This window comes from Thiomonas sp. SCN 64-16 (assembly GCF_001725585.1).
Classification (GTDB): Bacteria; Pseudomonadota; Gammaproteobacteria; order Burkholderiales; family Burkholderiaceae_C; genus Thiomonas; species Thiomonas arsenitoxydans.
The window spans coordinates 48998-59531 of sequence record NZ_MEGQ01000026.1 but is presented as its reverse complement, the minus strand read 5'-3'; the positions used below and the strand labels follow the sequence as shown (position 1 = coordinate 59531).

At 64.1% G+C, this 10534-nt stretch carries 8 protein-coding genes and 1 pseudogene; 6 read left to right on the top strand and 3 right to left on the bottom strand.

The window, feature by feature from the left end:
* The 3 genes from ABT24_RS09090 to ABT24_RS09080 all read left to right on the top strand — a co-directional run.
* Positions 1–1198: beta-ketoacyl-[acyl-carrier-protein] synthase family protein (locus ABT24_RS09090; RefSeq protein WP_286737706.1), on the top strand; the 1198-nt coding region annotated here is incomplete at its 5' end.
* Positions 1199–1211: 13 nt separating this feature from the next.
* Entirely contained in the window at positions 1212–1916 is a 705-nt protein-coding gene (locus ABT24_RS09085; RefSeq protein WP_276732377.1) for a phosphatase PAP2 family protein, read from the top strand.
* On the top strand, positions 1916–2434 hold the full coding sequence (locus ABT24_RS09080; RefSeq protein ID WP_276732380.1) for a 3-hydroxyacyl-ACP dehydratase FabZ family protein: 519 nt from the start codon (positions 1916–1918) through the stop codon (positions 2432–2434). The genes ABT24_RS09085 and ABT24_RS09080 overlap by 1 nt, the downstream gene beginning before the upstream one ends.
* Before the next feature lie 84 nt (positions 2435–2518).
* Here ABT24_RS09080 and ABT24_RS09075 read toward each other — a convergent pair whose 3' ends face one another.
* From ABT24_RS09075 to fabA, 3 genes and pseudogenes are all read right to left on the bottom strand, one after another.
* Positions 2519–3562, bottom strand: a complete 1044-nt coding sequence (locus tag ABT24_RS09075; protein ID WP_276732383.1) for an MBL fold metallo-hydrolase — start codon at positions 3560–3562, stop codon at positions 2519–2521.
* Between the two features lie 133 nt (positions 3563–3695).
* The gene (locus ABT24_RS09070; RefSeq protein WP_276732386.1) at positions 3696–5741 is read right to left on the bottom strand and encodes a diguanylate cyclase domain-containing protein; all 2046 of its coding nucleotides are present in this window, start codon (positions 5739–5741) and stop codon (positions 3696–3698) included.
* A 64-nt stretch (positions 5742–5805) separates the two neighbouring features.
* A pseudogene (gene fabA / locus ABT24_RS09065) lies at positions 5806–6301 on the bottom strand (bifunctional 3-hydroxydecanoyl-ACP dehydratase/trans-2-decenoyl-ACP isomerase).
* Between the two features lie 60 nt (positions 6302–6361).
* Between fabA and ruvA the strand changes: the two are divergent.
* The 3 genes from ruvA to ABT24_RS09050 all read left to right on the top strand — a co-directional run bounded on the left by ruvA (position 6362) and on the right by ABT24_RS09050 (position 10504).
* Complete coding sequence (gene ruvA, locus ABT24_RS09060; RefSeq protein ID WP_276732392.1) at positions 6362–6934, top strand: Holliday junction branch migration protein RuvA; 573 nt, start codon at positions 6362–6364, stop codon at positions 6932–6934.
* Between the two features lie 233 nt (positions 6935–7167).
* The gene (locus ABT24_RS09055) at positions 7168–8916 is read left to right on the top strand and encodes a phospholipase C (RefSeq protein WP_276732395.1); all 1749 of its coding nucleotides are present in this window, start codon (positions 7168–7170) and stop codon (positions 8914–8916) included.
* A 115-nt stretch (positions 8917–9031) separates the two neighbouring features.
* The gene (locus tag ABT24_RS09050) at positions 9032–10504 is read left to right on the top strand and encodes a cytochrome-c peroxidase (RefSeq protein ID WP_276732398.1); all 1473 of its coding nucleotides are present in this window, start codon (positions 9032–9034) and stop codon (positions 10502–10504) included.
* Positions 10505–10534 lie beyond the last annotated feature (30 nt).

The following is a 10534-nucleotide window of genomic DNA, read 5'->3' as shown; positions in this document are numbered from 1 at the left end:
CCGACTTTCCCACCGCGTCGCTCGGTTCGTCGCAAGCGCCGACCGACGCCGTGGAAAAGTCTCCCAGCGCCTCGAACACAAAAATCCGGACAGTCCCGTCGAGCCGACGACTTTGCTCGGTAGCCAGGAGGCGGGTCTGGATCGCGCGGCGCAGTTGGGCATGGTTGCGGCACAGCAAGCCATGGCCGATGCTGGCATCGATTTGCATCCGCCCGACGCTGATCGGTTTGGCGTGTTTGTCGGTATCGGTTTTGCAGGGGCGCATACCCTCGACGCGATGTTCGCCCGCTACTACACCGCGCTCTACGGCAGCGAACAGTCGCGCAAGCGTGCCACGGTGGTTCATCCACTTTCAGTGCCACGCATGATGGCCAATGCGGTGCATGCCGCTGTGTCGCTGCGCTACGGTCTGCGTGGCATGGGCAACACCTATGCCGTGGCCTGCGCCTCTTCTGCGGTGGCGGCTGGAGAGGCCATGCGGGCAATCCGGCATGGGTATCTGGACGCGGCCCTGGTCGTCGGAGCGGAGTCCATGCTGACGCCCGGCTCTTTCGTGGCCTGGAACGCCTTGCGGGTGATGGCGCGGGTGTACGGCGATGATCCCGCGGCGAGCTGTCGCCCATTTGACCGTGAGCGCAGCGGCTTCGTGCTCGGGGAAGGCGCCGCAGCGCTGGTGCTGGAGAGCGATGCGAGGGCACGCAGCCGCGGAGGGCGGCCTCATGCTGAACTCGTCGGTTACGGCGCAAGCAGTGATGCGCATCATCTCACCGCTCCTTCGGCTCAGGGACAGGCTGCGGCCATGCGCCAGGCGCTTGCAGAAGCCGGTCTGGAGCCCGGTCAGATCGGTTATCTCAATGCGCACGGCACCGCCACCGAGGCCGGTGACGTGGTGGAGTCGCAAGCGATCCTCGATGTGTTCGGAGCCGCTGCCGCTGCTCTGCCGATCAGTTCGACCAAGGCGGTCCACGGGCACCTCATCGGGGCCGGTGGCGCGGTCGAGCTGGCCCTGTCCATTCTGGCGATGCACAAGGGCTGGGCGCCGCCGACGGCGCACCTTGAGGATCCCGATCCGCGCTGTCCACTCGATTACCTGCCCTTGAATGCTCGAGAAATCGGACCGATCGACGCGGTGATGTCGAACTCGTTTGCCTTCGGCGGCAGTAACGCTAGCTTGATCGCTCGGCGCGTGCGCCACTGACCGAACCTTTGCCATGGCCCTCTTGCAAGCTGGCGCGACCCAGATCGGCGCACGCGACCTGACCCTGCGGACTGTGCGCCTGTTCTTTCGCCATGGCTGGTTCAAGGCCATCGGCACGACGGCGTTCACCTGGCTGTTTTTCGTCGCCTACTTCTATCTGCTGCAGCATCCTCGCATCCCGCCAACCGTCATGCCGATGACGGCGGTCGATCTCTGGACCGGTTTGCAGCCCTGGACGCTGCCGTTCTATCTGTCTCTCTGGGTCTATGTTTCTCTGCCGGCTTCGCTGATGGCGTCGCGGCGGGAGGTTGTGGCCTATGGATTGCGAATCGGCACGCTGTGTCTTATCGGGCTGGCGATTTTCTATTTCTGGCCCACGGAAGTGCCGACCTATCCTGTGGATTGGGCCCACTATCCGAGTTTCGACATCTTGCGCGGCAAGGACGCGGCGGGTAATGCCTGTCCCTCCCTGCACGTGGCCACAGCGGTTTTTACCGCGATGTGGCTGGACTGGATGGCGCCCGGTCTGGGCTTTGGCAAACGCCTGCGCGCACTCAGCCTGCTGTGGTGCGCGCTGATTGTTTTCTCCACCCTGGCGACCAAGCAGCATGTGCTCGTCGATGTGATCTGCGGCGCGGCATTGGGCGGAGCGGTAGCCTGGGCGACACGGCCGCGTCCCTGGAGCAGAATGCGGCCTTCTAGAACGGAGCCGACTTGATGGCCTCTCTCTTGTCCTATCCCATCGAGCTCGACGCGCAAGCCATCGAAGAGGTGCTGCCGCATCGTGGCGAAATCCTATGCGTCCGGCGGATCACCGTGCTGGATTTCAACCATTACGTCGGCCATGTCATCTGGGCGCGCGACCTGCCTATTCTGCAAGGGCACTTCCCCGGCATGCCCATGGTGCCCGGCGCCCTGCTGATCGAGGCGGTGGCCCAGGTGGCTGGAGCCGGGATGCTTGTCGGCGACGTGCTTGCGCGCAGCATGCGCGGCAGCCACGTGGGCGTGCTGGCAGGCGTGCGCAAATGCAGTTTCAAGCGCCCGGTTCAATGCGATGAATGGGTACGGATCGAGGTGCGGTCCAGGCAGATGTCGGCCACGGCTGCCGCCATTTCAGCCCAATTGCAGATCGGCGCAGAAGAAGTCGCCGGCATCGAGATCCTGCTGGTCAACACGCCGCGTAGTGTGTTGATCGATACCCTGCCCGCGGCACCACGCGGTGCGGAAATGGGGTAACCAGTTTTTCAGGTTTGGGGCGACGCTGAACCTGTCCTTCGCGCGTCGCGCAACCCGCTCTACAAGAGGGTCTGCGGTGTTGCCTCAGGCTTTCTGCTCAGCCTCCAGATAGGCGAGGCTGATGTACTTGCCGATGTTGTTGTCCCAACCGGCCGTGTCTTTGGCCTTGGACGCCACGCGTGGATCGGCCTTGGCCGCGGCGATGGCGGCTTCGGGGCCAGCCAAGTCGTGCGCCGCTTTCTGCGCGTGTTCCCAGATGGCGGCGAACAGCTCGCGCTGCCAGACCATCACGGCCTCTCCCGCATGGCCGTGACCGGGCAGCCAGTTGCTGCCGGGGATGTTCTGCGCCAGCTTGTCCATGTAGTTGAGCGAGCCGGGGTAGGAGCCGTCGTCCATATTGGCGATGCGCCGGTTCATCATCACGTCGCCCACGTAGGTGAGCTTGTCCTGTACCACTTCGAGGCAGACGTCCGACGGCGTGTGCGCAGTGCCGTAATGGTGCGCGCGCAGGGTGACGTCGCCGAAGTCGAACACGTCGCCGTGCTTCACGTCGCGGTTGGGGGCGACGATGCGGGTGCCTGCGCTGGACTGGTTGGTCCACTTGAGCATGGCCTGCTGCCACTCGGTGCCGGTTGCGCCCAGAATCTGCTCGCGGGTCTGCGGCATGGCGTAGATCGGCAGGTCTTGCCCGTAGGCACTCACAAAAGCATCGTTGCCCAGCCAGTGATCGCCGTGATAGTGCGAATTGAACACCGCGACCACCGGCTTGTCGCTCACCTTGGGCAACTGCCGGATGACCATCTCGCCGATCTGCACCGAGGCGCCAGAGTCGAGGATGACCACGCCCTTGGCCGTCTTGACCGCGGTGATATTGCTCATCATGCCCTGATTGCTCTCGGTGGGAAAGCCATCTGCGGCGTAGATCACATAGACATGGTCGGAAATTTGGGTGAACGGCACATCGGGCACCTTGGGGCCGCGAATGAAGTCCACCGCGTCGGCGGCGAAGGCGGCAAGGTGCGGCGCGGCAGCGCCAGCGGCGGCCAGCCCGGCCGCGCGGAAGCCCCAGCCCATCAGGCGGCGGCGCTGGGCGCTGAAGGCGGGGGAATGCGGGCGGAAGAAAGTCATGGCGGACCTATACATTTGGATACAAGTCCCTATTGTCCTCCTGAACCGCATTGGCGCAATGCCGGGGAATTCCCCGATTCCTGCAGGAAAGCGGACTATTTCAGGAGTCGTGCGACGCCCACACCGCGAGGGCTCAGGGTGGGGGTTGATCGGCGTGATCGCCCTGCAGCCAATCGAGGCCCAGCTCTCGGGCGACATCGACCAAGTCCGGCTGATCGATCTGATCGACCTGGTCGGCCACAGTGAGGCAGCCGAGCTGTTTGGCCAGTCGCACGATGGACGACAGAATGAGATGCGCCTTGGGCGCGGTGGCCGCGCGCTTCAGGTGCGCCGCGTGGATTTTGAGGAAGCGTATGGGTAGCTCGGTCCAGTGCGCCAGGGTGGGCAGGTCAGGGCCCGATTGTTTGAGTGCGAGCCGCGCTCCGGCGGCCAGCCAGGGCTGCAGCGCGGTGCATGCCGCGTCGAGGTCGAGTTGCTGCGCACGAAAGTCGAGTTCGAGCACGATACGGCCCAGCAGCTGGTCTTGTGGGCTGTGTGCGGTGCGCTGAAGAAAGTCGTCGAGCAGGGCATGCATCAGGGTCGGTCGGCGCAACAGGTCGGCCGAGAGATTGATGAAGCAGTCGCCCTGCAATCGCCCTTGCAGACAGTCTTCCAATACGAGCGGAATCACCTTTTCGTCCACCCAGTGAGCTCGGTGCATCTGCTGCAACGCGGGCATGAAGCGGGCGGCTTTCAGTGGGGTTCCGTCGGGCATGCGCATGCGCGCAAATCCCTCCTGACCAACCTGCGCGCCCGTTGTCAGCGAGATGATGGGCTGGTACATCAGATCGAGTCGATCAGCACGCAGCGCCTCCTGCGCCTGGCTCGCCAAATCGAGTACGCCTTCCCCTGTCATGCGCTCATGCCACACGCAGTTGCGCCCGGCCTGCTTGGCCTCGTAGAGCGAAAAATCGGCTCGCTGCAACATCTGTTCGAGCGTGTCGCCACGGTCGGGCGATGCAGCGCTCACCCCCGCGCTAATCGTCAGCGGAATGGGCTGACGTCCTTGCTTCAGTTCGAGCGCCTGCACCTCGGCGCGAATGCGCTCGGCTATCGCGATGGCCTGTTCGAGCGAGGTGTGCGGTAGCAGACACAGGAACTCCTCGCCGCCCCAGCGGGCGAGATGATCGTCTGCCCTGAGTGCGCCCTGAATGGCGCGTGCGACTAGCCGCAGTGCTTCGTCACCTGCAGCATGGCCGTGTTGATCGTTGACCCGCTTGAAGTGGTCGAGATCGAGCAGAATGTTGCTGAACGTTGCCCCAGTACGCAGAAAGCCGGCGTGGGTGCGGCCCAATTCGTCGAGCATGCCGACGCGGTTGAGAGCCTGGGTGAGGGCGTCGTGCCGAGCCTGGTGGTGGAGCCTGGCCTGCAAGGCGCGCTGCTCGCGCACGTCGCGTAGCACGATGATGCAGCCCTCATCTGCCTCACTGAGTGGAATCACCGTGAGATCGACATCTGACCAGTCGGCCTCGGTGGCATGCAGCCGACACCGTCCGTCCAGGGTGTGCATTTGCTGCTGGGCGCGGGCTTCGTCGACCACGGAGCGGATGTCGCCTGATTCCAGAGCGAGGACGGTTTCAATCGGCCGATGGAGTGCGTAGTCGATCAGCTTCAAGCCCAGCAGATCGGCTGCTGCGTGATTCAGAAATTCGATACGGCGCTGCGGGTCCAGCGTCAGCACGCCGTCCGACAAAGCCATCAGGGTGACCGCGGCCCGCTCGCGCTCATGCCGAATGGCGTTTTCCAGTGCAATGCGGTCCGAGATGTCGCGGATCGTGCCAACGCTGCCCAGAAAGGCGCCGTCGCCGTCGTACAGCACGCGCAGATCGACCTCGATCCAGACGAATGATCCGTCGCGGCGCAGCAGCCGTTTGGTGTGACGCGACGCGGATATTTCGCCGGATTCGAGCTGCTGCTTGCGCAGGCTGTTGGCAGGGCGGTCGTCGGGGTAGACGAAGTCGAGGATGTTGCGGCCCAGCGATTCCTCGACAGTAAAGCCCGTCAGTGTGGTCCAGGCTGGGCTCAGGTAGGACCAGAAGGTCTTGCCACGGGTGCGGAACACCACGTCCCGCAGACTGCCGATGAAATCGGCCGGCTCAGTATCGCGCTCGGCGCTCGTCTCGGGGGCGTGTGCCTGCATGGTTTCGTTCCGGTATCAAGTCAGCAATATCGGGCTGCTTGCGAAACGGAACCGGCCGTTCGGCTCAGAACCCTTCGGTGGAGGTGAACAGCCCGACGCGCAGGTCCTTGGCGGTATAGATCTCACGGCCATCGACCAGCATGGCGCCGTCGCCGATGCCCATGACCAGGCGGCTGTTGATCACCCGCTTGAGGTTTCGCGGTGGGCAGCACCTGACCGGTGAACTTCACTTCGCCCACACCCAGCGCGCGACCGCGGCCCAGACCGCCCATCCAGCCGAGGTAAAAACCGACGAGCTGCCACATCGCGTCCAGCCCCAGACAGCCGGGCATCACCGGATCGCCCTGAAAGTGCACGCCGAAAAACCACAGGTCGGGATGAATGTCGAGTTCGGCCTCGATCACGCCCTTGCCGTAGGTGCCGCCTTCGCTGGCGATGCGGGTGATGCGGTCCATCATCAGCATTTCGCGCAAAGGGAGCTGCGCATTGCCGGGGCCGAACAGGCGGCCCTCGCCGCAGGTGATGAGGTCTTCTTTGCTGTAGGAGGAAGGTCGGGTCATGGAGTGTCGTCGCAGAACAATCCGCGAATGTTAGCGGTTGCGGCTGCTACAGTTTCGCCCATGATCGGACGACTGCACGGCACCCTGCTCGACAAATCCCCCCCGCAGATTCTGCTCGACGTGGGCGGCGTGGGTTATGAGGTGGACGTGCCGATGAGCACGCTGTACGACCTTCCCACGGTGGGGCACGCCGTCACCCTGCTCATTCACACCGTCATCCGAGAAGACGCGCATCTGCTCTACGGCTTCGCTACTGCGGGGGAGCGCAGCACGTTTCGTGAGCTGCTCAAAATCAGCGGCATCGGCCCGCGCATTGCGCTGGCCGTGCTCTCCGGGCTGAGCGTGAGCGAGATCGCTCAAGCCGTCACGCAGCAGGACGCCGCTTGCTTTACCCGCGTGCCGGGCATCGGCAAAAAGACCGCCGAACGCCTGCTGCTCGAACTCAAGGGCAAGCTCGGCGCCGATCTGGGCGGGGCCGCAACGGCCGCCGCGGGCAGCGCCTCCGATGTGCTGCAGGCCCTCATCGCGCTGGGCTATTCCGAGCGCGAGGCAGCGGCCGCCGCCAAAGCGCTGCCGGAAGGCTGCAGTGTGGACGACGGCATCCGCCAGGCGCTGAAAAGCCTCGCGCGCTGAACTTACCTCACGCCCAGATTTGGGTGCGGCTAAGGCGGAAACCGGACGCCTGCAGTTTGTCTGGTTGCGACAAACCGTTATCCATCCGTATGGATTGAAACCAGTTGTTGCCCTGAGGAACTTGGTCACGGAAGCGACATTTGCGCTCTCAAGAATCACGGTTGTTGCGTGAAGCACGGGCTGCGATCAGCCCCCACGCGATCCATCGTTCACACTCTTCAGGGAGTTTCACCATGTTGCGCAAAACCCTCTTGGCCTCGGCGGTTGCCGTGGCTGCCATCACGCTGGCTGCCTGCGGCGGCGGTTCCAATTCTGTCGCGGCCTCGCCCACCGTGCCCGGCACCAGCTACACCGCGGCCCGCGCGCTCGCGACGGCCACGCCGATCAAGCATGTGGTCGTGCTGTATCAGGAAAACGTGTCGTTCGACCACTACTACGCCACCTATCCCACGGCCACCAACCCGGCGGGCGAACCGGCGTTCACCGCCAAGGCGGGCACGCCTGCGGTCAACAATCTGGTCAGCGCCAATCTGCTGAGCAACAACCCCAACTTCACCGACACCGCCAACGGCGCCGATGCCGCCGAGCCCTACCGTCTCGACCGCACCCAGGCCGCCACCGCCGACCAGAACCACGCCTACACCGCCGAGCAACAGGCTTATGACGGTGGCAAGGCCGACCTGTTCCCGAAATACACCGGCGCGGCGACGACGGGCGGCGTGGGCGCCTTCGGTACCAAGGGCCAGGTCATGGGCTACTACGACGGCAACACCGTCACCGCGCTGTGGAACTACGCGCAGAACTTCGCCCTGAGCGATGACGCCTATACCGACACCTACGGCCCGTCTACCCCGGGTGCGCTCGAAGCGGTGAGCGGCCAGACCAACGGCGTGCAGCTGGTGGCGACCACGGACCAGCCTTTCACCCTGAGCAAGTATTCGTACTACATCAGTGACGGGCAGGGCGGCTACGGCTTGATCAACGATGTCGATCCGGCCTATGACATCTGTTCCAGCCCAACGAATCAAGTCTCGATGTCGGGCAAGAACATCGGCGATCTGCTCAACGCCAAAAACATCTCTTGGGGTGGTTTCATGGGTGGGTTCAACCTTGGCGCGACTAACCCCAACGGCACGACGGGCTGCAAGCGCAGCACCTTCTCACCAGTCGTCAACTCCACCGTGGGCGACTACATCCAGCACCACAACTGGTTTCAGTACTACAAGAGCACGGCCAACCCCACGCACGCCCGCCCAAGCTCGACCCTGGCCATCGGTCACACCCTGGAGACCGACAACAAGACTGCCGATCCGGCCAATCACGAATACGGCTTGCAGGACTTCTTTGCCGCAGTGAAGGCCGGCAATATGCCCGCTGTGGCCTATCTCAAGGCCCCGGCCTTCGAGGATGGTCACGCCGGCTATTCCGACCCGCTGGACGAGCAGGCCTTCGTGACGCAGGTCGTCAACTTCCTGGAGCAGCAGCCGCAGTGGAGCAGCACCGCCGTGATCGTCACTTGGGACGATTCCGATGGCTGGTATGACCATGCGTTTGCCAACACCACCAATCCCTCGTTCGACAGCCAGGCTGACCAGCTCAATGGGGCGGGCGTGTGCGGCAAGGGCACGCCGCTCAGTGGCGTGAACGGCAAGCCGGTCAATGGCCGCTGCGGTCCGGGCACGCGCATTCCTTTCCTGGTGATCTCGCCCTGGGCCAAGACCAACTATGTGAGCAACACGCCCATCAGTCAGGCGTCCATCGTGCGGTTCATCGAGGACAACTGGCTCGGCGGCCAGCGCCTGGGCGGTGGGTCGTTCGACGCCGCGGCGGGCTCGATCAACAACCTGTTCGACTTCAGCAAACCGACGGGCAGCGCGCCCAAGGTGTTCATCGATCCGGCGCAGGGCACGGTGCTGAGCGCCCCGCCTGCGGGCAGCTTGACGCCGCAGTTCAACGTCTCGCTGTTCACCAAGCAAAGCTGATCGGCCAAGTCCCGCTGGTACCCCGCAGGCCGCCCCGCTCGGGGCGGTCTTTTCCGCGGGTTTCGTCCGCCACGAGACTCGCGGAAAAGACTGAAATTCGCCGAGAAGCCGCACCATGTCCGTTACCTCATCCACCCCTGCCGTCGCTTCTTCGGCTGCTGCGCAGGAGCCTGCGAGCAAGCCACGCCGCTCGCACTGGGCACGCCGCCTGGCCATTGCGCTGGTCGTTGCCCTTGCGGGGGGCGGCGGCGCGCTGGCCTGGGGCATGCACGAGCAGCCGAGCATTCCCCCCGTCGTTTGGCTGCAGCATCCGGTGCAGAGCTTCACCTTTGCGCTAGGCGGCAATCCGCATCCGGTGCAGCTCGTGCTGCCGCCCCAGCAACCCCTCTCGGCCGTGGCGCAACTGGGGCGTCAGTTGTTTTTTGATACGGCGCTTTCAGCCTCGGGCAAGCAGTCTTGCGCGTCTTGTCATGACCCGGCCAATGGCTACAACCCGCCGCCGGGCAGCGGGCCGGTGATGCTGGGCGGGCCGAATATGACCTCACCCGGCTTTCGCCCGCCGCCGTCGCTGGCCTACCTCTACCGGCAGCAGCCGTTCTCCATCGGCCCGGACAACGAGGAGAACGAAACCATCACCCTGCAGCAACTCGCGGCGCTGGGGCAGACCAGCCAGCGGGCGAAGAAGACCGCACAGAGTACGGCGCGGTCGGTACAAAATCTGGTGCCCACCGGCGGGTTGTTCTGGGACGGGCGGGTGAACACCCTGCAGCAGCAGGCGGGTGGCCCGCTGTTCAACCCGGTGGAAATGGACGCGGGCACGCCGCAGCGCGTGGCCGCCATCATCGAGCGCCAGCCGTATGCCAAGATGTTTTTGCAACTCTTCGGCCCCAATGTGTTTGCAGACCCGAAGCAGACGGTTTCCGAAGCGTTGTTCGCCATCGCCCGTTACCAGATCGAAGACCCGCAGTTCCACGCCTTCAACAGCAAATACGACGCCTGGCTGCAGGGCAGGGCGACTCTGACGTCGCAGGAAATGCGCGGCTATCTGGCGTTCAACGATGTGAACAAGGGCGATTGCGCTGCCTGCCATTTTGATCAGCCGACCAAGGATCATCTGCCGCCGCTGTTCACCGACACGCAGTACGAGGCGCTGGGCGTGCCGCGTAATCCACAGATTCCGGCGAACCAGAACCCGCACTACTTCGATATCGGGCTGTGTGGCCCCTTCCGCACCGACCTGAAAAACCAGACTGCCTACTGCGGCATGTTCCTCACCCCCACGCTGCGCAATGTGGCGCAGCGGCCGGTGTATTTCCATAACGGGGTCTATCACTCGCTCAAGCAGGTGCTCGATTTCTACAACTTCCGCGACGTGCAGCCGGGCAGAATCTACCCCACCGTGGGCGGCCAGGTGCAAAAGTACGACGACCTGCCGCCGCAGTACCGCGCCAATGTGGACGTGACCGATCCGCCGCTCAACCGCAAGCTGGGCGAACAACCCGCGATGACCGCGCAGGACATGCGCGACATCATCGCCTTCCTGCACACCCTGAACGACGGTTACACGCCGCTCAAGCCGACTTCATAAGCCGGTCTCATCAAGCGCGGCTTCATCACC